Origin of the sequence: Pseudomonas mandelii, assembly GCF_900106065.1 — a bacterium.
Classification (GTDB): domain Bacteria; phylum Pseudomonadota; class Gammaproteobacteria; order Pseudomonadales; family Pseudomonadaceae; genus Aquipseudomonas; species Aquipseudomonas mandelii.
Genome location: NZ_LT629796.1, coordinates 160637 through 186082 on the forward strand (window position 1 = coordinate 160637; position 25446 = coordinate 186082).

Here is a 25446-nt window from a genome sequence, read left to right on the forward strand (position 1 = left end):
CAACAAAAAAAGCAGAGGCAGCCTGAGCCGGTCCGAAGCGGCAGTCAACGCGCAAATTCGCGCAAATTTCGATGACGCCTTCGCGAGCAGGCTCGCTCCCACAGGTCTGGTGTCGATCATAAAAATTGCGAACGACACAAATCCTGTAGGAGCGAGGCTTGCCCGCGAAAGGCCCCGCACAGACGCTAAAGAATCAAAACCCCTCCAACTCCGCCATCAAGTCATTGAGGCGATCCACCTTCTCCTCGGTGATGTCACTCGCCGCCAACCCGTTGATGTACTCGGCCAACTCCGCCACCGTGCTGCACTCGAACATCGCCCGCAACGGCACATCCCGTTGCAAGGCTTTCTGCACCCGCGAAGCAATCTGCGTCGCCAGCAACGAATGCCCGCCCAGTTCGAAGAAGTTGTCCTGCGCGCCGACCTTCTCGACCTTCAGCACCTCGGCCCAGATATTCGCCAGTGTCTGCTCCAGCTCGGTGCGCGGCGCCTGGTAATCCTGGCTCTGCAACTGGCCGATCTCCAGCGCCGGCAGCGCCTTGCGGTCGAGTTTGCCGTTGGCATTGAGCGGCATCCGCTCCAGCCACAACCAGTGCAGCGGCACCATGTATTCCGGGAGTTCGGTACGCAGGCGTTGCTTGATGCGTTCGAGTCGCTCCGTTGGCTTGATCAAAGCATCCGCCGCGACCAAATAGCCGACCAGATGCTTGCCGTTCACGCCTTCCTGCACACCGACCGCCGCTTCGCGTACTTCCGGTTGCTCATGCAAACGTGCTTCGATTTCACCCAGTTCGATGCGGTAACCGCGAATCTTCACTTGATGGTCGATACGCCCAACGTATTCCAGCACGCCGTCACTGCGACGTCGGGCCAAGTCGCCGGTGCGATACAGACGATCCCCCGGCGCGCCAAACAGGTTCGGTACAAATACCAGGGCGGTGCGCAACGGGTCGCTGACGTAACCACGCCCGACCCCCGTGCCGGCGACGCACAACTCGCCCACCGCCCCCAACGGCACCAGGTCCAGCGCACCATCGAGCAGGTACAAACGGTTGTTGTCGGTCGGCGTACCGATGGGCAGGTAACTGCCACGGGTCGAGGCCATGTCAACGCGGAAGAACGCCACGTCGTCCGAGCATTCCGCCGGGCCATAGGCATTCACTAGCCCGATCTCCGGGTAGCGCAGCAGCCATTGATGCGCCAGTTCCGGCGGCATCGCTTCACCGGTCGGCAGCATCCAGCGCAGGCCGTCGAGGCTCATGCGTTCCTGGGCGAGCATGCCCTGAATCAGCGACGGTACGCTTTCCAGTACCGTAATGCCCTGGGCCGATACGTGCGCCAGCAACCCTTGCGGGTCATGGGCGATGGTGTTCGGCACAATGTCCACCCGCGCCCCGAACAGCGGTGCGGCGAGGAACTGCCAGACCGAAATGTCGAAGCTTTGCGAAGCGGTCTGGGCGATCACATCAACCTCGCTGAGATTCAGGTACGGCACCTTGCTCAACTGGTTGTTGAGCATGCCGCGCTGTTCGACCATCACGCCTTTGGGCAAACCGGTGGAGCCGGAGGTGTAGATCACATAGGCGAGGTTGTCCGGGCCGCTGTAAACACCCGGATTCGCCACCGATACATCGCTCGCCTGCACCTCTTCCCAGACCAGTAATTTCGGCCGGTTGGCGCAACTGAACGCCTCCAGCAGCGCGACCGCCTGTTCACGACAGGTTTGCGTGCAGACCAGCAATCGCGTGCGGCTCAGGTCGATGATCCGGCTCAGACGCTGACTCGGCAGCCCCGGGTCCAGCGGCAGATAACCCGCGCCCGCCTTGAAGCTGCCGATGATCATGCCGAGCAGATCGAGGTTACGTTCGGCCAGCAATGCCACCGGTTGATCCAGCCCGACCCCGGCCGCGATCAAAGCATGACCGAGGCGGTTGCTGCGTCGGTTCAGTTCGACATAACTGTGTTGCTGATCCAGGCAACTGGCGGCAATCCGCTGCGGATGCCGAGCGACCTGCGCTTCGAACAACGCGACATAGCTTTGTTCCAGCGGGTAATCGTGCTCGCTCTGGTTGCAGCCGTGGATCAGGAAATCCTGTTCCTCGTCGCCCAGCAACGGCAGATCGGCCATGTCGCCATGGAAGCCTTCGACCAGCGCCAGCAACAATCGCTTGAACTCGCCGAGCATGCGCTCGACGGTCGATTCGTCGAAATAACGCTGGTCGTAAGACAGGTGCAGCCCCAGGTCATCCCCCGGATAGCAGACCGCCGTTAGCGGGAAGTTGGTGTGGGTACGGCCCGAGTCCGACGTGGCATTGAGGCTCTGTGCGCGGTCCAGCACCGAGACTTCCACCGGGGCGTTTTCGAACACGAACAGGCTGTCGAACAGCGGTTGGCCCTTGGGCAGTTCGCTGTTTTCCTGAATGCTCACCAGCGGCAGGTATTCGTACTCACGCAGTTGCATGTTGCTGTCGAGCAAACCACTCAACCACTGGCGCACACTGCAACGCTGATCGTCCTCGGGCATTTTCACCCGCAGCGCAATGCTGTTGATGAACAGCCCGACGGTGCGCTGCATCTGCGGCATGTCCACCGGACGTCCGGCCACCGTGACGCCGAACAGCACGTCACGATCACCGCTCAAACGCCGTAGCACCAAGGCCCACGCCGCTTGCGCAAAGGTGTTGATGGTCAGTTGATGCGCCTGCGCCAATTCGCGCAGTTGCGCACCGTCACGAGCATCAAGCCTTGTGTAGCGGTCACCGACGATCATGCCGCCGCTTTCACCGGCATGCTCACGCAGGAACGGCCGGTCGCTCGGGATCGGCGTGGTCCGTTCGAAACCTTGCAGATTGGTTTTCCACCACTGCCGCGCCTCGGCCAGGCTCTGGCGTTGCAGCCAGCCAATGTAGTCGCGATAACGCGGGGGCACGGTCAGTTGCGCGTCCCGGCCTTCGCCGAGGGCGGTGTAGATTTCGAAGAAATCGTTCATCAGCAGCGAGCGGCACCAGGCATCAATCAGGATGTGGTGGTTGCTCATAATGAACCAGTAACGCGCCGCGCCGACCTTGATCAAGCGCAGGTGGAAAGGTGCCTGATTGAGCAGATCGAACCCGGCTTCACGCTCGCTTTTGAGCAGCGCTTGCAGTTTCGGCTCTTGCTCGGCTTCGGCAATTTGCGTCCAGTCGAGGATCTCGATCGGCGTGCTGCCGGGTTTGTGGATCACTTGCAGCATGTCTTCGCCAACGTTCCAGCAGAACGATGCGCGCAGTGCTTCGTGGCGGGCAATCACCGCTTGCCAGGCCTGGGCGAAACGTTGCGGGTCGAGTTCGCTGTTGATGCGGTAGCGATCCTGCATGTAGTAGAGGCCGGTGCCCGGTTCCAGCAAGGTGTGCAGCAGCATGCCTTCCTGCATCGGGGTCAGCGGGTAGACGTCTTCGATGACGGCGGCCGGGATTGGCAACGCGTCGATTTGCGGCTGGGTCAGTTTCGCCAACGGGAAGTCCGACGGCGTCAGGCCTCCCGCATCGTCGCGCAGGCAATGTTCGATCAGGCTTTGCAGTTCGCCAAGATAAGCGTTGGCCAGGTCGGTGATGGCTTGCGGATCGTGGCGTTCGGCGCTGAAAGTCCAGCGCAGCACCAGTTCACCGCCATACACCTGACTGTCGACGCTCAGCTCATTGGGCAACGGCGCGCGAGGATCATGGGCCGCACCGACCGCTTCATCGAGAGGACGGAACAAGGCGTCCGCGCCGAAGCTCTGGTCGAACTGACCGAGGTAGTTGAAGGTGATCGGCGCCACCGGCAACGCGGCCAGGGTCTGACGACTCAGATCATCGGCCAGATAACGCAGCACGCCATAACCCAGGCCTTTGTGCGGCACGGCACGCAGTTGTTCCTTGATCGCCTTGATCGAGGCACCCTGCCCATTCGCCGGCATAAGGCGTAACGGATAAGCGCTGGTGAACCAGCCGACGGTGCGGGTCAGGTCGATCTCGTCGAACAGGGTTTCGCGGCCGTGGCCTTCAAGCTGAATCAGCGCCGACTCCTCTCCGCTCCAATTGCACAGCACCCGAGCCAACGCGGTCAGCAGCAGGTCGTTGACCTGCGTGCGATAGGCACTCGGCGCCTGTTGCAGCAACTGGAGAGTACGCTCGGCATCGAGGCGCACGCTGACGGTTTGCGCATGCCGGTTCTGCCGCCCGCCCTCAGGACGATTACAGGGCAATTCGGCATTCGGCCCGGTCAGTTGCGACTGCCACCAGCTCAGTTCTTCACGCAGGGATTCGCTGCCGGCATAGGCCTGCAAACGGGTGGACCAATCCTTGAAAGCGCTGGTTTTCGCCGACAGTTTGACCGACTGCCCGGCGTCCAGTTGACGGTAAACGGTTTGCAGATCGTCGAGCAGCACCCGCCACGAAACGCCGTCCACCACCAAGTGGTGAATGGCGATGAACAGCCGTTGTACGCCCTCGGGACCATCGACCAGCAACACGCGCATCAGCGGCCCCTGTTCGAGGTCGAGGCTGCGCTGGGCATCGGCGAACAGCGCGGCGCATTTGTCCATGGACGAAACTCGCACTTGCCACAGCACCGGCACGTTGGAAATCACCTGATGCTCGGCGCGCCATTGCGTGTCGGTCTGGCTGAAACGCAACCGCAAGGCATCGTGCTGTTCGATTACCGCCAGCAGCGCTTGCTCCAGGCGATGGGGTTCCAGCGCGTCAGTCGGCTCCAGCAGCAATGCCTGGTTCCAGTGCTGACGCTCGGGAATGTCCGTGTCGAAGAACCAGTGCTGAATCGGCGTCAGACGCGACTCACCGCTGAGCAGGCCTTGCTCGGCGGTGACCTGCTCGGTGCGGGTGGCCACGGCGGCCAGGGTTTGCACGGTCTGGTGCTGGAACAGGTCACGCGGACTGAAATGAATGCCCTGCTGCCGCGCACGACTGACCACCTGGATTGACAGAATCGAATCGCCGCCCAGTTCGAAGAAGTTGTCGTTAAGGCCCACTTGCTCGATGTTCAGCACCTCGCACCAGATGCCGGTCAAGGTCAGCTCTAGCTCGTTGCTTGGCGCCACGTAGTGTTGACGGTTGAGTTCCGGGTCCGGCGCTGGCAAGGCGCGGCGGTCGAGTTTGCCATTGGTGGTCAGCGGCATGCTGGCCAGCAGGATCAGGTGCGTCGGCACCATGTAATCCGGCAGTTGCGATTTGAGGTGATGCTTCAGCGCTTCACGCAATGCCGCTTGTTGCGTTTCGTCCTGCTCGGTGACCTCGGTCACCAGATAGCCGACCAGCTGTTTGCCGCTCGGCGCGTCGAGGGCCAGGACCACGGCTTCGCGGATCGACTCATGCTCCAGCAGACGGGTTTCGATCTCGCCCAACTCGATGCGAAAACCGCGAATCTTCACTTGATGGTCGATGCGCCCCAGATACTCCACCAGGCCATCGGCACGCTGGCGCACCAGGTCGCCGGTGCGGTACAGACGTCCGCCATCGGCGGCGAATGGATCCGCCACAAACCGTTCGGCGGTCATGCCCGGTCGCTGGTGATAACCCTGCGCCAGACCGGCGCCACCGACGAACAACTCACCGGTCGCGCCTTGCGGTACCAAGGCCAGGTCGGCATCGAGGATGTAGGCGACCCGCGCGCCGATCACGCTGCCGATCGGCACGCTCAAGCCTTCTTCCAGCTGTTCGGGTGCGAGACTGGCCAATGGCATGACCACGGTTTCGGTCGGGCCGTAGGCGTTGAAAAACAGGCTTGGTTTGAACGCCGCACGGATTCGCGTCAGGTGTTCACCGGTCAGGGCTTCGCCGCCGGTGATGCACATGCGCACCGGGAGGATTTCGCCCTGGGTCGCCAGCCACTGCGCCAATTGGCTGCCGTAGCTTGGGGTGAAGCCGAGGATGTTGATGTGGTGGCGACGAATGAGCCCGCAGATGTCTTCCGCGTCCCATTGGCCTTGGGCGCGCAGGACAACGTGCGCACCACTCAACAACGGCACCAGCAAACGCTCGGTCGCAGCGTCGAAGTTGATCGAATAGAAATGCAGTTCGCAATCGTCCGGGCGCATGCCGAAGCGCTCAATGACCGCTTGGCAATGCATGGCGATTTCACCGTGGGACACCACCACACCTTTCGGTTTGCCGGTCGAACCCGAGGTGTAAATCAGGTACGCCTGATGTTGCGGCAGGCTGATAAAGGGCAGTTCGGTGGCCGGGTAATGGGCCAACGCGGCGGCGTCCTCTTCGAGGCACCAACGGCCGACGCTGGCCGGCAATTCGCCGAGCGCGTCGAACATCGCCGCATCGCTGAGCAGCAAACCGATGCCGCTGTCCTCGATCATGTAATGCAGGCGATCGAGCGGGTATTCCGGGTCCAGCGGCACATAAGCGCCGCCGGCCTTGAGGATCGCCAGCAGGCCGATGACCATTTCCAGCGAACGCTCAAGCGCCAGTCCGACGCGAACCTGCGGGCCGACACCGCGTTCGCGAAGCATCCAGGCCAGGCGATTGGCGCGGCTGTCGAGTTCGGCGTAGCTCAGGGTTTCACCTGCAAACGTCAACGCCGGTGCGTCTTTGCGGGCGAGGGCTTGCTCGCTGAACAGGTGATGGATGCATTGATCGAGGCGATGCTCGCCCCGTTCGACGCCAAGGCTGTCCAACAGCTTTTGCTGTTCCGTGGCTTCGAGCAACGGCAACTCGCAGAGTCGCTGTTGCGGATCGCACAGCAGCGCTTCCAGCAGATTGCGCCAGTGCCCGGCCATGCGTGCAATGCGCGGTTCATCGAACAAATCAGTGCTGTAAGTCAGGCAGCAACCCAGTCGATGATCGAGGTCGGTGACTTCCAGATTGAGGTCGAACTTGGTCGCCCGGGCATCGTTGGCCAGGTACTCGACGGTCATGCCGGCCAGGGTGCGGCTTTGCTGGAATTCCCAGCGTTGCACGTTGCACATCACCTGGAACAGCGGGTTGTACGCGGCACTGCGCGGTGGCTGCAAGGCCTCAACCAAGTGATCGAATGGCAAGTCCTGATGGGACTGGCCTTCGATCACCGTGTGGCGCACCTGCTCGAACAATTCACCGACGGACATCTGCCCGTCGAGCTGGCAACGCAGCACTTGGGTGTTGAGGAACGCCCCGATCAGTCCTTCGCTTTCCGGGCGAATCCGGTTGGCCACCGGCGCGCCGATGCGCAGGTCGTTTTGGCCGCTGTAGCGATAAAGCAGCACGGCCAGTGCGGCTGTCATGGTCATGAACAGGGTCAGGCCGTTTTGCGCGTTGAAGGCGCGCACCCGTGCGGCGAGGTCATCGCTCAGGTCGAAACGGAACAGTTCGCCCTGATGGCTTTGCACCGGCGGACGTGGACGGTCGGCGGGCAATTCCAGCAGCGGATGTTCGCGGCCCAGTTGCGCGGTCCAGTAGTCGAGCTGGCGCTGGCGCTCGCCGGATTCCAGCCACTGGCGCTGCCAGACGCTGTAATCCAGGTACTGCACTGGCAGCGGTGCCAACGGCGATTCGCGGTCATCGACGAACGCTTCGTACAGCGCGCTCAGTTCACGGGCAAAGATGTCCATCGCCCAGCCTTCGGTGACGATGTGGTGCAAAGTCAGCACCAGATAGTGTTCGTGCTCGGCGGTCTTGACCAGACAGGCGCGCAGCAGCGGACCGGTTTCCAGATCGAACGGTTTATGTGCCTCGTCGTCAGCCAGTTGCTGCACCCGTTGCTCACGGCTGTCGGCCTCCAGCGCCGAGAAGTCCTTCCAGTCCATGCGCATGCCGGTTTGCGCATGGACCTGTTGGCGGGCCACGCCGTCGATGCTCGGGAACGTGGTGCGCAGGGTTTCGTGGCGCATGATCAGCGCTTGCAACGCCGCTTCGAAACGCCCGACATCGAGTACACCGCGCAACCGTGCCATGCCGCCGACGTTATAGGCCGGGCTGTCCGGCTCCATTTGCCAGAGAAACCACATGCGTTGCTGGGAATAAGAGAGCGGCACCGGTTGGCGGCGGTCGACGTTCTCGATGGGCGGTTGCTGGTTGGTCTTGCCGCTAGCCTGGATCAGTTGCACCTGTTCGGCAAACGCGCCCAGCTCACTGTTTTCGAACAGTGCCCGCAGCGGCAACTCAACGTCGCAGGCCTGACGGGTGCGGGAAATGATTTGCGTGGCCAGCAACGAATGACCGCCGAGAGCGAAGAAATCGTCACGCAGCCCAATCTGCCCAAGGCCGAGGACTTCGCGCCAGATGCCGGCGATTTGCTGCTCAAGCGCTGTGACCGGCTCGACGTGTTCGCGCACTTGCCATTGAGGTTCGGGCAAGGCACAACGGTCGAGTTTGCCACTCGGGCTCAGGGGCATTTCGTCCAGGCGCATCAGCTGCGCCGGGACCATGTATTCCGGCAGCTCAGCCGCCAGTGCGGCTTTCAGGCGTGCGATTTGAACATCAACCTGTTCAATGGAATCGGTGGCGGTGTAGTAACCGATCAATTGGCCACCGGCGGCGGTTTCGCGCACCAGCACCACGGCTTGGGCAACGCCTTCCTGGGCCAGCAAGCGCGCTTCGATTTCTTCGGGCTCGACACGGAAGCCGCGCAGTTTGACCTGCTGATCGAGGCGACCGAGGTATTCGATCACCCCATCCGCCGTCCAGCGCGCACGGTCGCCGGTGCGGTACAGACGCGCGCCCTGCTCGCCCAGTGGATCGACGACAAAACGTTCAGCGGTCAGTCCCGGACGGCCCAGATAACCACGAGCAAGGCCGATGCCGCTGATGCACAGCTCACCCGGCACCCCGGCCGGCACCGGGTTGAGGTCGCTGTCGAGCACGCGGCACACCACGTTGCCCAACGGGCGGCCAATCGGCGAGCGCTCGCCATCGGCGCGGACGCAGTGCCAATGGGTGACGTTGATTGCGGTTTCGGTCGGGCCGTAGCGGTTGTGCAATTGCACGGCCGGCAGCTGTTCCAGCACGCGGTTGCGCAGCTCGGCGGGTAAGGCTTCGCCACCGGAGAAGACCCGGCGCAGGCTGTTGCATTCGGCGGTCAGCGGCTCGTCGATGAACAACGAAAGCAGTGGCGGCACGAAGTGCAGCGTGGTCACGCCGTATTGCTGAACCAGCTGCGCGATGCGATGCGGATCGCGGTGCTCGCCGGGACCGGCAATCAGCAAGCGGGCGCCGGTGATCAGCGGCCAGAAGCACTCCCACACCGACACGTCGAAACTGATCGGGGCTTTCTGCATCAGCACGTCGGTGTCGTTCAACCCGTAGGTGTTCTGCATCCATTGCAGGCGCTCGGCGAGCGCCGCGTGGGTGTTGCCGACGCCCTTGGGTTGACCGGTGGAACCGGAGGTGTAAATCACGTAGGCGAGGTTGTCGCCGTGAAGGTGCAGGCCCGGCGCCTGGCTTGGCCAGTTCTCCAGGTGCAGCGCATCCATGGCGATGAAGCTGACGCCATCGGTGGCCGGCAGGCGTTCGAGCAATTGGGTCTGGGTCAGCAGCAACTCCACGCCGCTGTCGCTGAGCATGTAGGCCAGGCGCTCGGCCGGGTAATCCGGGTCCAGCGGCACATAGGCACCACCAGCCTTGATGATCGCCAGCAGGCCGATCAGCAACTGCGGCGAACGCTCGGCGGCGATGGCCACGCAGACGTCCGGGCCGACGCCTTTGTCGCGCAGGTAATGGGCCAGGCGGTTGGCCTGGGTGTGCAGTTCGGCGAAATCGAGGCTGCCGCCGTCCCAGATCAGCGCGGTGCGTTCCGGGGTCTGGCGCGCTTGCTCGTTGAGCCGTTCCGGCAACCATTGGCTGGCCGGTGTGCACGGCGCGGCGCTCCAGGACGATTGTTGGTCGTGTTCGTTTGCGCTCAGCAGTGGCAGGTCGCCGATGGCGGTGGACGGTAGCTCGCAAATGGCTCGCAGCAGGTGGCTGAAATGCTCGGCCAGGCGCTCGATGGTCGTCGCGTCGAACAGCTCGCTGGCGTAGTCGAAGGACAGGCTCAAGCGACCCTTCTGGTCTTCTTCGCTGTGCAGTTGCAGGTCGAACTTGGCTTCGCGGCTGTGCCACGGAAGTTCTTCGGCGAGCAATCCCGGCAGGCGGCGCAGCGCGCTCAAGTCCCGTTGCTGGTGGTTGAACATCACCTGGAACAAGCCTTGTTCGCGCGCTTGCGGGAACGCTTCGAGCAGTTGTTCGAACGGCAGATCCTGATGCGCTTGCGCCCCCAGCGCGGCCTGGCGGGTTTGCGCCAGCAGCTCAACGAATGGCAGGCGCGAATCCACGTCGGCACGCAGCACCTGGGTGTTGATGAAGAAGCCGATCAGCCCTTGGGTTTCCAGGCGCGGGCGGTTGGCATTCGGCACGCCGATGCGGATGTCGCGCTGACCGCTGTAGCGGTGCAACAGGCTCTGGAAGGCGGCGAGCAACAGCATGAACGGTGTCGACTCATGCGCCTGGGCGGTCTGGCGAATGGCATCGCTCAGGGTCGCGGCGAGCTTTATCGAGTGGCGGGCAGCACTGTGAACGTGCTGCGCCGAGCGCGGATGATCGGTGGCCAGGTTCAGCGTTGGATGCTCTTCGCCCAACTGCGTTTTCCAGTAGGCGAGTTGACGCTCGCCCTCCCCTTGCGCCAGCCATTGACGCTGCCAGCTGCCGTAATCGGCGTATTGGGTTGGCAATGCGGGAAGCGTGGCCTTTTGTCCCTGGGAAGCCGCGGCGTACAGGCGCGAGAACTCGTCGATCAGCACGTTCAGCGACCAGCCATCGGCAATGATGTGATGCATCGTCACCAGCAGTTGATGGTCATCGTCGTCGAGGCGCACCAGCGTCACCCACAGCAGCGGGCCTTTCTCCAGATCGAACTGGGTGCGGGCTTCGTCCTCACTGATGTGCAGCGCGCGGGCTTCGCGCTCCTCGGCGGGCAGTTCGCTGATGTCGATCAATTGCAGGTTGAATTCGCCCGCCGCATCGACCTGCTGGAGCGCCACGCCGTCCCGTTCGAAGAAGCGTGTGCGCAAGGATTCATGACGTTCGATCAGTTGCTGGAAACTGGCGCGCAAGGCGTTTTCGTCCAGCTCGCCACGCAGGCGCAAGGCTCCGGGAATGTTGTAGGCGCTGCTGTGCGGATCGAGTTGCCAGGTAATCCAGAGGCGGTTTTGCGCCAGAGACTGTGGCATCGGTTCGTGACGCGACAGCGGAGTAATCACGCCTTGGGCCAGGCCGCCGTCCTGTTGCAGCTGAGCGACATCGGCAGTGAAGGCGCCGAGGGTTGGCGCTTCGAACAGCAGGCGCAGGTTCAGCTCCAGTCCGAGTGTTTCACGCAGTCGAGCAACCACTTGAGTGGCGGCGATGGAATTGCCGCCGAGCAGGAAGAAGTGATCGTCGGCGTTAACCTGTTTGACCTGCAGTTGCTCACTCCAGATCTGGCCGATCAAGGCTTGCAGTTCGGAACCCGACGCTGTGCCGGATTCGCCCTGAACGTCCGCTGAAGGGAACAGCGCATAGCTGTCGAGACTGCCGTCCTTCAGACGATTGCGGCAGGCCGAACGTTGCAGTTTGCCGCTGGAGGTTTTGGGCAATGCGCCCGGATTGAGCAGCACCACCACGCTCGGCGCTTCCTGATACGCCTCGGCCACCGCTTGGCGGATCGCTTTGATCAACGCGTCGGGCGGGAGGATTTTCTGCACGCTGCGGCTGATTTCCGCGGCGATGCCGATGCCTTCCTGGCCATCGACAGTGACCGCGAAGGCCGCGACACGACCTTTGCGCACCACTTCCACTTCGCGTTCGACGGTCTGTTCGATGTCTTGCGGGTACAGGTTGTGACCGCGAACGATCAGCATGTCTTTCAGGCGCCCGGTGATGAACAGTTCACCGTCACGCATGAAACCCAGGTCGCCGGTGCGCAGCCAGGTCCGGTCGTTGTGCTGGACGAAGGTATTGGCGCTGGCTTCGGGGTTGCGCCAGTAGCCATGGGCGATGCTGGGCCCGGCAGCCCACACTTCGCCGATGGCGTTGTCGGCGAGTTCGTTGAGCGCGACCGGGTCGACAATCAACACCGCGTGATCCGGCTGGCTGATGCCGCAACTCATGATCGCGCTGCCCTCGCCAGGCTCTGCGCGGTTTTGGGCCAGGGCTTGATCGTCCACGCGCAGGTTGCCGATGCCCTGACCGCGCGGGGTTCCGGCGACAAACAAGGTGGCTTCGGCCAACCCGTAGGACGCCATGAAACTGTCAGTGGTGAAACCGCACACCGCGAACTTTTCGCCGAAACGATCGAGGGTGTCGAGACGAATCGGTTCGGAGCCGGAATACGCCACGCGCCAGCCGCTCAGGTCGAGGCGTTCCAGCGCCGACTCACTGACGCGCTCGCTGCACAGGCGATAGGCGAAATCCGGGCCGCCGCTGATGGTGCCGCCGTATTCGCTGATCGCTTCCAGCCAGCGCAACGGCCGGCCGAGGAAGTACGCCGGCGACATCAACACACACGGCACACCGCTGAAAACCGGCTGCAACAGACCGCCGATCAGGCCCATGTCGTGGTACAGCGGCAGCCAGCTGACGATCACGTCATCCGGGTTCAGATCGATACCGAAGCCATGACGGATCAGCAGTTCATTGGCCACCAGGTTGCCGTGGCTGACTTGCACGCCTTTGGGCAACGCAGTGGAACCGGAGGTGTATTGCAGAAAGGCGATGTGGTCACCGGCCAGGTTCGGCGCGACCCAGCTGGCGGCCAAGGCACCGTCGAGGGTGTCGACGCACAGCAGCGGCGGCGCACCTTCAATCTGCAGCAAGGCGTCGCTCAGGTCGGCGCTGGTCAGCAGCAGGCGCGGCTCGGCATCGTTGATGATCGACAGCAAACGTTCCTGGTGATGACGTTTAGCCGACTCCGGCGGATAAGCCGGCACCGCGATCACCCCGGCGTACAGGCAACCAAAAAACGCCGCGACGTAATCCGGGCCGCTCGGAAACAGCAGCACGGCGCGATCGCCGAATTCAGCCTCGGCCTGCAACGCACCGGCAATGGTCCGCGCCCGCTGATCCAGCTCGCGATAACTGAGGACCACGGCCTGCTCCGGGGTTTCGGCGAGAAAACGCAAGGCCACCCGATCCGGCGTCAGGGCCGCTCGGCGCTGGAGAGCTTGGACCAGATTGCTTGGGAGTTCGAACGCGTCGGTCATGAGGTTTCCTGCCTGAATTCGGCTTGCAAATGGAATCGGTTTTCTTACGTCACGCCCACTAAAGGGCATGCAGGACGCGGTCTTCGCCGACTGCGCAAGGCATTGGGAGTGCGGTTTTGGCCGGGATTTACCCGGCACCTTTCACCAATGAGAACGGATGACGTCTTGAAATAATTAGTCGGCAGGGTCGATCGTCAACGGAACCAACTGCTGCACGCGAGTGCGACAGCGTGTCGCAGTTCTCACTCTGCACCACTGAGGAGCATTAGTTCTCTTTCTCAATTGACAATCATTATCATTCAGCATAATTTGTCGCTCGATGTGTAGGACGGCCCCCCCCGCCGTCCCACCAACCTATTGGCAGCAAGGTGATTTCCATGACGGAACAAGTATCCACAAGCAGGTGCGATTCACCGCTACTTCAGGCCTTTGTCGACAACCGACTGATTCTGGTCAAGATTGCAGCGCGGATTACCGGTTGCCGGTCGCGTGCTGAAGACGTGGTCCAGGATGCGTTTTTCCGGCTGCAATCGGCGCCGCAAATCACGTCATCCTTCAAGGCTCAGCTCAGTTATCTGTTCCAGATCGTGCGCAACCTGGCGATCGACCACTATCGCAAGCAGGCGCTGGAGCAGAAATACTCCGGGCCGGAAGAGGAAGGTCTGAACGTGGTGATTCAGGGCGCTTCGCCGGAAACCTCGCACATCAATTTCTCGACCCTGGAAAACATCGCCGATGCGCTGACGGAGCTGCCCAGCCGTACCCGTTACGCCTTCGAGATGTACCGCCTGCACGGCGTGCCGCAAAAGGACATCGCCAAGGAACTCGGCGTCTCGCCGACACTGGTGAACTTCATGATTCGCGATGCGCTGGTGCACTGCCGCAAGGTGTCGGGCAATCGTGTGGATACCTTTGCCCGTCGTTAAAAGCTCAAATTTGCGGTGACCCCGATCGCGAGCAGGCTCACTCCTACATTGGATCTTTGGTGTTCACCGATTGTGTGTTCACTGGAGATTCAATGTGGGAGCGAGCCTGCTCGCGATGGGGCACTCAAGGTCAGTGCAGACCTTGAGCCATAAGCATCACGCCAACTTGCACCGATCAAAAAACCGCTCCCGCCCCAGCATCATCAACGCCGCGCGCTTGTGCGGAAAGTCGAACTCCTTCTCACAGTGGTAACCCTGGTCCTGCATGTACTTGATCATCTTCCCGTTGTCGGCGCGAGGCTCGGCGACGACTCGCTGGGTTCGCGGATCGTCGAGAAACAGGTAGTGCGTCAACGCCGATAACCAGCTCGCCACCTTGTGCGGGCCACGGTGATTTTCTTCACCCACCAGCATGTGGATACCACGGTCGTAATCGCCGGTGTCATAGAACGGCGCGATGCGATCTTCCTTGGCCCAGTAGGCTTCGAAATAGGCAAACGGCTGATCATCGAAACAACCGATCAGGGTCAGGGTGTGAGGATCGGCTTCGAGTTTGCTCAGGTACTCGCGGTGCTGCTCAAGGCTGCCCTCCTCCTGCCAGAAACTCGCGACCCGCGGGCTGTTCTGCCAGCGATTGAAACGCCCCAGGTCCAGATCGATATCCAGCGTGCGCAGGGAAATCCAGCCACCGAGCCGCGCATCGAAGCGCCGATAGACTTCACCGCGTGGTTTTAGCGGGCGCAGCGGATGACGCTTGCCGCCACTGATGACCATTTGCTGCGGAAAAGTGTCGGCCTGCGCCTGGCTGAGCCACGGCTGGGGCAACTGCCAGAACAGCGTGCGTTCGCAACGGTATTGGCCGGCGGTGTCGGTGGGAATCAGCAAACCGCTCGCCAAGGCGTCGGCAGGCGATTGCTGCAGTTGAAACGTCAGGTGCTGGCACGCCGGATCACGGGCAAACAGCCAATAGCAGGTGGCCCAGAGCGCCTGACTTTCAGGCGTGTCGAAACGCTTTTCGACCTGCACCTGCACATCGGGCTCGCGGGTCAGGCGCAGCTCGATCAGCGACTGCCCTTCCAGGCTGAGGTGCAGGCGACTCTGGGTTTCATCAGCTACAAGACGGCTTCCGTTGGGCAAGGCCAGGGCAGTCAGGTCATTCAGATTGGGCATGGGGCGGGCTCACGATAATCGTCGACAGTTCAACCCTGTGACGTGAGCCGGGGCAGGAAATTTAAGTGAAGTCGCGAATTGGCGCGACCTGCGGTGTCATTCAGGGCTTGGGCACCGCCACCACCGCAATCTTGTATGGATCGAAAATCTTCAGCATCTGCCCATTGTCCCGCAACCCTTGCAGCAACTTGCCGAACGCCTCGCCGCTGATGGGCGCGGACGGACGCAGGATCGCGTAGTGGTGATACACCTGATCGACGCGCTGCGACACCAGCAGCTGATCGGCCACGAGCTCGTTGCGTAGCAGGTAATCGCTCAGGTAGGAACGCGTCACCAAGGCAATGTCTGCCCTCCCGCGCAGCACCATCAGCAGGTTGCTGTCATGGGAATAGGTCAGCGTGGCGTCGTAGTTCTGCGCGAGGAATTTCGGGTCGGCATTGAAGTTGGCGAACTCGTAGTGATAGCCGCTGAACAGCGCCAGACGCTTGCCGGTGAGGTCGGCAAAATAACTTTGCTGGCGCTCGGGCTCACGTTGCGCGACGAAAATCTCGGCGTCTTCAAGCCCCATGTCGACGCTGGTGTGGGGAATGTCCTTCCAGCCCCAGTCCGGGTTCTCGAAAATGGCCATGTCGACCCGACCTTGCTTGAAATCTCCGAATCGCCGAGGAATCGAAGTCGGCACCAGGACGAACTGATAGTCGCTCTGCGATTGATTCAAGGCTTCTACCAATTGCGGCAGCAGGCCAGTGTCGGCACCGGATTCCGGGCGCACGGTATAAGGCGGGAAATGTGCGGCACCGACACGCACCAGTTGTGCAGCCTGGGACGGCAATACCCAAACCGCCGCGAGCGACGCCAGCAAAAGCCGCGTGGCCGTCCTAATTGGCGAAGACATCAAAACAACCCACTCCCCAAAAAATACCCATCAATGCATTCAAGCTAGGCGGTTTCGGCCACTTAGCCAGTTTCCTGCTGGCTCATGACACCTTATTACTTCTCTTCGAGCACAAGAATCAATGCTTCATCGGCCAATTGATCGAGGCTCATGCTGCCGCCGGCACGAAACCAGGTGGTGGTCCAGGACAACGCCCCCGTCAGAAAACGACGCGTGATGAACACATCGCCGCGGATAAAACCGGCGTCCTTGGCTTCACCCAACACCTGCAGCCAAAGCGCTTCGTAAATATCGCGCAGCGCCAGCACCTGCGCCTGACCGTCTTCGGACAGCGAACGCCATTCGTACACCAACACCGCCATGGCCTCGCCGCTGCCGCCCATGATCGACTGCAATTCGCAGCGAATCAGCGCCAGCACCCGCTCGCGTACATTGCCGGCCTCGGCCAGGGCGGCGTGCATCAACGCCGTGTTGTAGCGGATGGTCTCTTCCATCACCGCGCGCAGGATCTCGTCCTTGCTTTTGAAGTGATGAAAAATGCTGCCCGACTGAATGCCCACGGCGCCAGCCAGATCGCGCACCGTGGTGCGTTCATAACCTTTGTTACGGAACAGGTGAGCCGCCACTTGCAGCAGTTTGCCGCGGGCGCTGTCGGGGTCGGTCAATTGGCCGCTGTCGACCAATTCGCGCATGACCCCCAGGGCTTTTTGCTCGTCCACCCATTCTCTCCTACAGTCGATCAATCAAATGCGCCGCCCGCCGCTAAAACAGCGGGGTTGCGCGGGCAATTTAAGCTGGCGACGACAACCAAGCAAGCGCTCGGGCAGAAGATATTTCAGTCGTTTACAAACCAAGCGCTTGCTTGGTAGTCTCGATGCACTTCTATCGGAGGTGGTTATGGAAAGGACTGCGCCAGAAACGATTCGCATCGGATGCGCCAGCGCGTTCTGGGGCGATACCTCAACCGCTGCTGCGCAACTGGTGCACGGTGGGCGTCTGGACTATCTGGTCTTCGACTATTTGGCAGAAATCACGATGTCGATCATGGCCGGCGCACGGATGAAAGATCCGCAGGCGGGCTATGCGGGCGACTTCATCGAAGTCCTCAGCCCACTGCTTGGGCAACTCGCCGAACAACACATCCGCGTCATCAGCAATGCCGGCGGGGTCAATCCACAGGCCTGCGCCGCTGCCTTGCAAGCGGCATGTGACAAGGCCGGGGTGGCACTGAAAATCGCCGTGTTGCTGGGCGACGACCTGCAACCGCAGTTCAAACAGCTGAGCAGCCGTGGCCTGCATGAAATGTTCAGCGGCGCGCCCTTGCCGCCGATGTGCGTCTCGACCAACGCCTACCTCGGCGCACCGGGCATTGTCGAAGCCCTTCGATTGGGTGCCGACATCGTCATTACCGGACGCGTCGTCGACAGCGCGGTCGTCAGTGCCGCGCTGGTCCATGAATTCGGCTGGTCCTGGCATGACTACGACAAACTGGCCCAGGCCGCATTGGCCGGGCACATCATCGAATGTGGCGCCCAGTGCACCGGCGGCAATTTCACCGATTGGCGCGATGTGCCCGATTACGAACACATTGGCTTCCCCATCGTCGAAGTCAGCGCCGACAGCCAGTTCATCGTCAGCAAACCCGAGGGCTCAGGCGGCCTGGTCACGCCGCTGACCGTCGGCGAACAAATGCTCTATGAAATCGGCAACCCCCAAGCCTACCTGCTGCCTGACGTGGTCTGCGATTTCACCCAGGTCAAACTCGTGCAACAAGGTAAAAACGCAGTTCAGGTGCATGGCGCCAAAGGCTTGCCGCCTACCGATCAATACAAGGTCAGCGCGACCTACCCGGACGGTTTCCGCTGCACCGCCAGTTGCCTGATCGCCGGGATCGATGCCGTGGCCAAGGCCGAACGGGTCGGCCAGGCGATCATCAACAAGACCTCGGAGATCTTCAGCCAGCGCGGCTGGGCGCCCTACAGCGAAGTGAACATCGAACTCCTGGGCAGCGAGGCCACTTACGGTGCCCACGGCCAACGCCAGGACAGCCGCGAAGTGGTGATCAAACTCGCGGTGCGCCATCCGAACAAACAGGCATTGATCGTGTTCTCCCGGGAAATCGCCCAGGCTGCCACCGGCATGGCGCCGGGACTGACCGGGATTGTCGGTGGACGGCCGACGGTGTATCCGCTGATCCGGCTGTTCTCGTTCCTCATCGACAAAACCGCCTGCACGCTGGAAATTGATCTGCAGGGCCAACGCCACCCGTGCGCCCTGCCCGCCGTCGATGTGCTCGACCCGGATGACTTGCCCGTTCCGTTCGACCCGCCGCAACCCACAGGCCGCGCCGATGCCAGCGTGGCCCTGGTCAAACTCGCCGTCGCGCGCTCCGGCGACAAGGGTAATCACAGCAACATCGGCGTCATGGCCCGGGAAGCCGAGTATCTGCCATGGATCGCCGAAGCCCTGACGCCTGAGGTGATGGTCGACTGGATGAGCCATGTCCTTGACCCGATCCACGGACGTGTCGAGCGTTGGTATTTGCCCGGCACCCACAGTTTCAATTTTCTCCTGGAGAACGCCCTCGGCGGCGGTGGCGTGGCCAGCCTGCGAATCGATCCGCAAGGCAAAGCCTTCGCCCAGCAGTTGCTGGACATCCAGATTCCGGTGCCCCAGGGCATCGCCGACCAGGTCAACTAGAGGACGGTCGCCATGGCCTACGATTCGATTTTCAAAGCCGGTTTGTTTGCAGGCCAAACCATCATCGTCACCGGTGGCGGCAGCGGCATCGGCCGGTGCACCGCCCATGAGCTGGCGGCACTTGGCGCCCGTGTGCTGCTGGTCGGGCGCAAGGCCGACAAGTTGAAAAACGTTGCCGCCGAGATTGCCGAAGACGGCGGCAAGGCGGACTGGGCCACCTGCGACATTCGTGAAGAAGAAGCGGTCAGGCATCTGGTCAGCGAGTTGATCCGCCAGCACGGCCCGATCCACGGATTGGTCAACAATGCCGGAGGCCAATACCCGTCGCCCCTGGCCTCGATCAATCAGAAGGGTTTCGAAACCGTGATGCGCACCAACCTGGTGGGCGGTTTCCTGATGGCCCGGGAAGTGTTCAACCAATCCATGAGCAAACACGGCGGCGCCATCGTCAACATGCTCGCCGACATGTGGGGCGGCATGCCCGGCATGGGCCACTCGGGCGCGGCGCGCTCGGGCATGGACAACCTCACCAAGACTGCCGCCTTCGAATGGGGTTATGCCGGGGTGCGGGTCAACGCGGTGGCGCCGGGTTGGGTGGCATCGAGCGGTATGGACACCTACGAAGGTGCGTTCAAAGCGGTGATTCCAACCTTGCGCGAGCACGTGCCGCTCAAGCGCATCGGCACGGAATCCGAAGTCAGCGCGGCAATCGTGTTCCTGCTCAGCCCGGCCGCCACGTTCATCAGCGGCAGCACGTTGCGCATCGACGGCGCCGCGAGTCTCGGCGGTCGGGCGTGGCCGATTCACAAGGCGACGAACAGTGAGTCGTACAACGGTTTTCACCGCGCCTACCTTCCTGATGTGCTCAAGGACAAGGAATAAACCATGCCGGTGATCCAGTCCCAGGTAGACCCGTTCAGCGAACAGTTCGCCCAGAACCGCACGGCCATGCTGGTCGGCATCGAGCAGGTCCGCCAGCTCGAACAAAACCTGCTGAACAAGGCGGCCGAAGCCAAGCCAAAATTCGACAAACGCGGCCAGTTGCTGCCCCGTGAACGCCTCAATCTGCTGCTCGACCCCGGCGCGCCGTTCCTCGAACTGGCGAGCCTGGCCGGCTACAAACTGCACGACGACAAGGACGGCAGCTCGGCCGGCGGCGGCTTGATCGCCGGGATCGGCTACGTGTCCGGCGTGCGGGTGCTGGTGGTGGCGAATAACAGTGCGATCAAGGGCGGGACCATTTCCCCCAGCGGTCTGAAAAAGTCCCTGCGCCTGCAACAGATCGCCATGGAAAACAAACTGCCGGTGATCACCCTCGCCGAGAGCGGCGGCGCCAATCTCAATTACGCGGCGGAGATTTTCGTCGAAGGCGCGCGCAGCTTTGCCAATCAGGCGCGGATGTCGGCCATGGGGCTGCCGCAGATTACCGTGGTCCACGGCTCGGCCACAGCGGGCGGAGCTTATCAGCCGGGGCTCTCAGATTATGTGGTGGTGGTGCGCGGCAAGGCGAAGCTGTTTCTGGCCGGCCCGCCGCTGCTCAAGGCCGCCACCGGAGAAGTCGCCACCGATGAAGAACTGGGCGGCGCCGAGATGCACGCACAAACCGCCGGCACCGCCGAATACCTGGCCGAGAACGATGCCGATGGCGTGCGCCAGGTGCGCGAGATTGTCAGTCTGCTGTCGTGGAATTCACGGCTGCCGGTGGCGCCCGCCCGGTACTGGGAAAACCCGCTCTACCCGATCGACGAGTTGCTCGGGCTGATTCCCGACGATCCGAAAAAGCCCTATGACGTGCGCGAAATCATCGCGCGGATTGCCGACGGTTCGAGCTTCCTCGAGTTCAAGGGTGAGTTCGATCAGCAGACCCTCTGCGGCCATTTGCACATTCAGGGCCGCGCCTGCGGATTCATCGGCAACAACGGCCCGATCACGCCCAAGGGGGCGAGCAAGGCGGCGCAATTCATTCAGCTGTGTGACCAGAGCCGGACGCCGCTGCTGTTTTTCCACAACACCACCGGGTTCATGGTCGGCACCGAGTCGGAACAGCAAGGCGTGATCAAGCACGGCGCGAAGATGATTCAAGCGGTGGCCAACGCCCGGGTGCCTAAACTGACCATCGTCGTCGGCGGCTCCTACGGCGCCGGCAACTACGCGATGTGCGGCCGCGGCCTCGACCCGCGTTTCATCTTCGCCTGGCCCAACAGCCGCACCGCCGTCATGGGTGGTGCCCAGGCCGGCAAGGTGCTGCGCATCGTCACCGAGGCCAAACAACTCAAGGACGGCCTGGTGCCGGACCCCAAAATGCTCGACATGCTGGAACAGGTGACCGCGCAGAAACTCGACAGCCAGTCCACCGCGCTGTATGGCAGCGCCAACCTGTGGGACGACGGGCTGATCGACCCGCGGGATACCCGGACCTTGCTCGGTTACTTGCTGGACATCTGTCATGAGGCCGAAGTGCGGCCACTGCAAACCAACAGTTTTGGCGTCGCGAGATTCTGATCGCGGATCACAGGAGAACAATAAAAATGATCTTCACCCAGGAACACGAAGCACTGCGTCGCACGGTCCGCCAATTCGTCGATCACGAGATCAATCCCCACGTCGAAGAATGGGAAAAGGCCGGGCGCTTTCCCATCCACGAGATTTTCCGCAAGGCCGGCGACCTCGGCTTGCTGGGGATTTCCAAACCGGAAAAATTCGGTGGGATGGGACTCGACTACAGCTATTCGATCGTGGCGGCCGAAGAGTTCGGCACGATTCATTGTGGCGGGATTCCGATGTCCATTGGCGTGCAGACCGACATGTGCACGCCCGCCCTCGCCCGCTTCGGCTCCGATGAATTGCGCGAAGAATTCCTCCGTCCCGCGATTACCGGTGAACAGGTCGGTTGCATTGGCGTCTCCGAAGTCGGTGCCGGTTCCGACGTCGCCGGATTGAAAACCAGCGCCCGCAAGGACGGCGACGACTACGTGATCAACGGCAGCAAAATGTGGATCACCAACTCGCCGAGCGCCGACTTCATCTGCCTGCTCGCCAACACCTCCGACGACAAACCGCACGTCAACAAATCGCTGATCATGGTGCCGATGAACACCCCGGGCATCAGCCTCAGTTCGCACTTGGACAAGCTCGGCATGCGCAGTTCGGAAACCGCTCAGGTGTTTTTCGACAACGTGCGCGTGCCGCAACGCAACCGCATCGGCCATGAAGGCGCGGGCTTCATGATGCAGATGCTGCAATTCCAGGAAGAACGCCTGTTCGGCGCGGCGAACATGATCAAGGGCCTGGAATACTGCGTCGACAGCACCATCGAGTACTGCAAGGAGCGCAAGACCTTCGGCAGCGCGCTGATCGACAATCAGGTCATTCACTTTCGCCTGGCCGAACTGCAAACCGAAATCGAATGCTTGCGAGCGCTGGTCTATCAGGCCACCGAGCAGTACATCAAAGGCCAGGACGTCACGCGCCTGGCGTCGATGGCCAAACTCAAGGCCGGTCGCCTGGGTCGCGAAGTCAGCGACAGCTGCCTGCAATATTGGGGGGGCATGGGCTTCATGTGGGACAACCCGGTGGCCCGCGCTTACCGTGACGTGCGGCTGGTGTCGATCGGCGGTGGGGCCGACGAAATCATGCTGGGCATCATCTGCAAACTGATGGGCATCCTGCCGGGGAAAAAGAAATGAGCGCCCTGCCGGTTTGCCAGACCTTGCTGCTCGAATCCCATAACGGCGTGCTGCACATCACCCTCAACCGCCCGGAAAGCCGCAACGCCATGAGCTTGCAGATGGTTGCCGAACTGCGTGCGGTGCTCGCCGCGGTGCGTGACGATCAATCCGTTCGTGCGCTGGTGATCGGCGGTGCCGGCGGGCATTTTTGTGCTGGCGGCGACATCAAGGACATGGCCAATGCCCGGGCTCAAGGCCCGGACGCCTATCGCGATTTGAACCGAGCGTTCGGCGCGCTGCTGCAAGAGGTGCAACACGCGCCGCAAGTGGTCATCACGGTGCTGCAAGGCGCGGTGCTCGGCGGCGGATTGGGACTGGCCTGCGTCAGCGATGTCGCGCTGGCCGATCACCTGGCGCAGTTCGGTCTGCCGGAAACCAGTCTCGGTCTGTTGCCCGCGCAGATCGCGCCGTTTGTGGTGCAGCGCATCGGTTTGACCCAGGCGCGTCGACTGGCACTGACGGCCGCACGCTTCGATGGCACCCAGGCACGGCGCATGGGCTTGGTACATTTCGTCGAGCATGACGCGCAAGCCTTGGCCGAACGCCTCGATGAAATTCTGGCCCATGTGTTGTGCTGCGCGCCGGGGGCGAATGCCACGACCAAAAAACTGTTGTTGGCGAGTGCGGGGCAGCCTTCGGACGCGTTGCTGGATGAAGCCGCCGGGTGGTTCAGCGAAGCGGTGACCGGGGCTGAAGGGGTCGAGGGGACGATGGCCTTCGTGCAAAAACGTAAACCGGGGTGGGCCCTCTAAAAGCTTCGCGGGCAAGCCTCGCGCCTACAGGTTTTGTGCCGAGCCCAATCCCGCGGCAATCGCGGTACCTGTAGGAGCGAGGCTTGCCTGCGAAGAGGCCATCACATTCACCGCAATAACAAGGGAACAACCCATGCCCGGACTCAGCAAAATCCTCATCGCCAACCGCGGTGAAATCGCCTGCCGCATCCAGCGCACCGCCCACGCCCTGGGCTACCGCACCGTCGCCGTATTCAGCGATGCCGACGCCGACGCCCTGCACGTCCAAATGGCCGACGAAGCGGTCAACATCGGCCCGGCCCCGGTGCAGCAGTCCTACCTGAACATCCCGGCGATCATCGACGCCGCCCGGCGCAGCGGTGCCGACGCGATACACCCCGGCTACGGCTTCCTCTCGGAAAATGCCGAATTCGCCTTCGCCTGCCAAAACGCCGGTATCACCTTCATTGGCCCGAGCCCCGAAGCAATCGAATTGATGGGCAGCAAGCGCCTGTCGAAACTCGCCATGCTCGCGGCCGGCGTGCCCTGCATCAAAGGCTATCAGAGCGCCGAACAGGACGATGCGACCCTGAGCCGCGAAGCCGCACGCATCGGCTATCCGCTGATGATCAAGGCCAGCGCCGGCGGCGGCGGACGCGGCATGCGCCTGGTGCACAGCGCCGACGATTTGCTGGAACAGCTGCGAACCGCGCGCTCCGAAGCCCTGCACGGGTTCGGCAGCGACGAACTGATTCTCGAACAAGCGCTGATCGATCCGCGCCATGTAGAAATCCAGGTGTTCGGCGACCAGCACGGCAACCTGATCTACCTCGGCGAACGCGACTGTTCGATCCAGCGTCGCCACCAGAAAGTCATCGAAGAAGCACCCTGCCCGGTGATGACCACCGAGTTGCGCCAGGCCATGGGCGAAGCGGCGTTGAAGGCTGGGCGAGCGGTGAATTACGTGGGCGCCGGCACCGTTGAGTTTTTGCTGGACGCGCGCGGGCAGTTCTACTTTCTGGAGATGAACACCCGGCTGCAAGTGGAACACCCGGTGACCGAATTGATCACCGGCCTTGATCTGGTGGCCTGGCAGCTGCACGTCGCCGAGGGCCTGCCGCTGCCGTTGAGCCAGGAAGAAGTGCAGCTCAACGGGCATGCCATGGAAGTGCGTTTGTACGCCGAAGATCCGGCCCAGGGCTTTTTGCCACAAACCGGGCGAGTCGAGGCGTGGGAGCTGGCGTTGCAAGACGGTGTGCGGATCGATCACGGTTTGATCGAAGGCCAGAACATCAGCCCGTTCTACGATCCGCTGCTGGGCAAGATCATTGCGCACGGAGCCACCCGTGAAGAAGCGCGGCGCAAACTGCTGCGGGCGGTGCAGGACAGCGTGTTGCTGGGCGTGCAAAGCAATCAGCGCTTGCTCGCCAGCCTGCTGCAACACCCGCAGTTCATCAGCGGCGAGTTCAGCACCGGGTTTATCCCGAGCTGTTTCGCCGACCATCCTTGTCTGCATCCGAAGGTGCCGAGCGCCGAAGAACTGGTCATTGCGGCGGCGTTGTTCTATCACGCCTCGGCGCAGGCTCACCGTGCCCCGCTGGCCGGTTGGCGAAACAACGCCAGCGTGCCCCTGCATCTTCGAATCGGCCTGGAGGATCAGGACTGGCCAGTGGAACTGAACGCAGCGCCTGACTCACCGTACCGCTTGCAAGTCGGCAGCCGAACCCTCGAATTGAAGGTCATTCAGTGCGACGGGCACTGGGCAACCCTGATGATCGACGGCATCCGCCAACGCCATGCCTACCGCCTCGCGGGCGGTCAACTCTGGCTGTTCACCCGCCCCGGCAGCCTGCGTCTGGTCGATCGGACCCAAGCCTTGGTCAGCAGCCAGGCCAGTGTCAGCTCCGGCACCCTCAAGGCACCCATGGACGGGGCGATCGTCGACGTACTGGTCAGCGAGGGCAGCCCGGTCAGCAAAGGTCAACTGCTGGTGGTGCTCGAAGCGATGAAAATGGAGCACCCGCTCAAATCAGGGATCGACGGCGTGCTTAAACGCTTGAAGGTGCGAGTCGGCGATCAGGTCAAGAATCGTCAAATTTTGTTGGAGGTCGAATAAGCCGCT

The 25446-nt window shown here is 62.1% G+C and carries 11 protein-coding genes; 7 read left to right on the plus strand and 4 right to left on the minus strand.

Going from position 1 to position 25446, the window contains the following annotated elements; translation table 11 throughout:
- Positions 1-193: 193 nt before the first annotated feature.
- Positions 194-13174 carry a non-ribosomal peptide synthetase gene (locus BLU63_RS00645; protein ID WP_083374684.1) on the minus strand — a complete coding sequence of 4327 codons (12981 nt, stop codon included), beginning with the start codon at positions 13172-13174 and terminating at the stop codon, positions 194-196.
- Positions 13175-13551: 377 nt separating this feature from the next.
- Here BLU63_RS00645 and BLU63_RS00650 point away from each other — a divergent pair, with 377 nt between their 5' ends.
- Complete coding sequence (locus BLU63_RS00650) at positions 13552-14100, plus strand: RNA polymerase factor sigma-70 (protein WP_010461205.1); 549 nt, start codon at positions 13552-13554, stop codon at positions 14098-14100.
- 156 nt (positions 14101-14256) lie between these two features.
- Here the strand turns inward: BLU63_RS00650 and BLU63_RS00655 are convergent, their stop codons facing one another.
- From BLU63_RS00655 to BLU63_RS00665, 3 genes are all read right to left on the minus strand, one after another.
- Entirely contained in the window at positions 14257-15270 is a 1014-nt protein-coding gene (locus BLU63_RS00655; RefSeq protein ID WP_083374685.1) for a GNAT family N-acetyltransferase, read from the minus strand.
- A 100-nt stretch (positions 15271-15370) separates the two neighbouring features.
- Entirely contained in the window at positions 15371-16165 is a 795-nt protein-coding gene (locus BLU63_RS00660) for a substrate-binding periplasmic protein (protein ID WP_174604246.1), read from the minus strand.
- A 95-nt stretch (positions 16166-16260) separates the two neighbouring features.
- Positions 16261-16884 carry a TetR/AcrR family transcriptional regulator gene (locus BLU63_RS00665; protein ID WP_010461210.1) on the minus strand — a complete coding sequence of 208 codons (624 nt, stop codon included), beginning with the start codon at positions 16882-16884 and terminating at the stop codon, positions 16261-16263.
- 178 nt (positions 16885-17062) lie between these two features.
- On the opposite strand from BLU63_RS00665, the gene BLU63_RS00670 reads away from it, so the two are divergent.
- The 6 genes from BLU63_RS00670 to BLU63_RS00695 all read left to right on the plus strand — a co-directional run bounded on the left by BLU63_RS00670 (position 17063) and on the right by BLU63_RS00695 (position 25440).
- A complete protein-coding gene (locus BLU63_RS00670) occupies positions 17063-18865 on the plus strand; it encodes an acyclic terpene utilization AtuA family protein (RefSeq protein ID WP_083374687.1) in 1803 nt (600 codons plus the stop codon).
- 12 nt (positions 18866-18877) lie between these two features.
- Entirely contained in the window at positions 18878-19747 is an 870-nt protein-coding gene (locus tag BLU63_RS00675; RefSeq protein WP_083374688.1) for an SDR family oxidoreductase, read from the plus strand.
- 3 nt (positions 19748-19750) lie between these two features.
- Entirely contained in the window at positions 19751-21367 is a 1617-nt protein-coding gene (gene atuC / locus BLU63_RS00680; RefSeq protein ID WP_077747898.1) for a geranyl-CoA carboxylase subunit beta, read from the plus strand.
- A 26-nt stretch (positions 21368-21393) separates the two neighbouring features.
- Positions 21394-22551, plus strand: a complete 1158-nt coding sequence (gene atuD / locus BLU63_RS00685) for a citronellyl-CoA dehydrogenase (protein WP_083374689.1) — start codon at positions 21394-21396, stop codon at positions 22549-22551.
- Positions 22548-23345, plus strand: a complete 798-nt coding sequence (locus BLU63_RS00690) for an enoyl-CoA hydratase/isomerase family protein (protein ID WP_083374690.1) — start codon at positions 22548-22550, stop codon at positions 23343-23345. The genes atuD and BLU63_RS00690 overlap by 4 nt, the downstream gene beginning before the upstream one ends.
- 133 nt (positions 23346-23478) lie before the next feature.
- Complete coding sequence (locus tag BLU63_RS00695; protein WP_083374691.1) at positions 23479-25440, plus strand: acetyl/propionyl/methylcrotonyl-CoA carboxylase subunit alpha; 1962 nt, start codon at positions 23479-23481, stop codon at positions 25438-25440.
- The last annotated feature ends 6 nt before the right edge of the window (positions 25441-25446 follow it).

What these genes read in the sequence shown, in the direction of transcription:
- BLU63_RS00645 (WP_083374684.1), bottom strand. Translation starts at nt 13,174, where the DNA reads ATGACCGACGCGTTCGAACTCCCAAGCAATCTGGTCCAAGCTCTCCAG.
- BLU63_RS00675 (WP_083374688.1), top strand. Translation starts at nt 18,878, where the DNA reads ATGGCCTACGATTCGATTTTCAAAGCCGGTTTGTTTGCAGGCCAAACC.
- atuD (WP_083374689.1), top strand. Translation starts at nt 21,394, where the DNA reads ATGATCTTCACCCAGGAACACGAAGCACTGCGTCGCACGGTCCGCCAA.
- BLU63_RS00690 (WP_083374690.1), top strand. Translation starts at nt 22,548, where the DNA reads ATGAGCGCCCTGCCGGTTTGCCAGACCTTGCTGCTCGAATCCCATAAC.
- BLU63_RS00655 (WP_083374685.1), bottom strand. Translation starts at nt 15,270, where the DNA reads ATGCCCAATCTGAATGACCTGACTGCCCTGGCCTTGCCCAACGGAAGC.
- atuC (WP_077747898.1), top strand. Translation starts at nt 19,751, where the DNA reads ATGCCGGTGATCCAGTCCCAGGTAGACCCGTTCAGCGAACAGTTCGCC.
- BLU63_RS00695 (WP_083374691.1), top strand. Translation starts at nt 23,479, where the DNA reads ATGCCCGGACTCAGCAAAATCCTCATCGCCAACCGCGGTGAAATCGCC.
- BLU63_RS00650 (WP_010461205.1), top strand. Translation starts at nt 13,552, where the DNA reads ATGACGGAACAAGTATCCACAAGCAGGTGCGATTCACCGCTACTTCAG.
- BLU63_RS00670 (WP_083374687.1), top strand. Translation starts at nt 17,063, where the DNA reads ATGGAAAGGACTGCGCCAGAAACGATTCGCATCGGATGCGCCAGCGCG.
- BLU63_RS00660 (WP_174604246.1), bottom strand. Translation starts at nt 16,165, where the DNA reads ATGTCTTCGCCAATTAGGACGGCCACGCGGCTTTTGCTGGCGTCGCTC.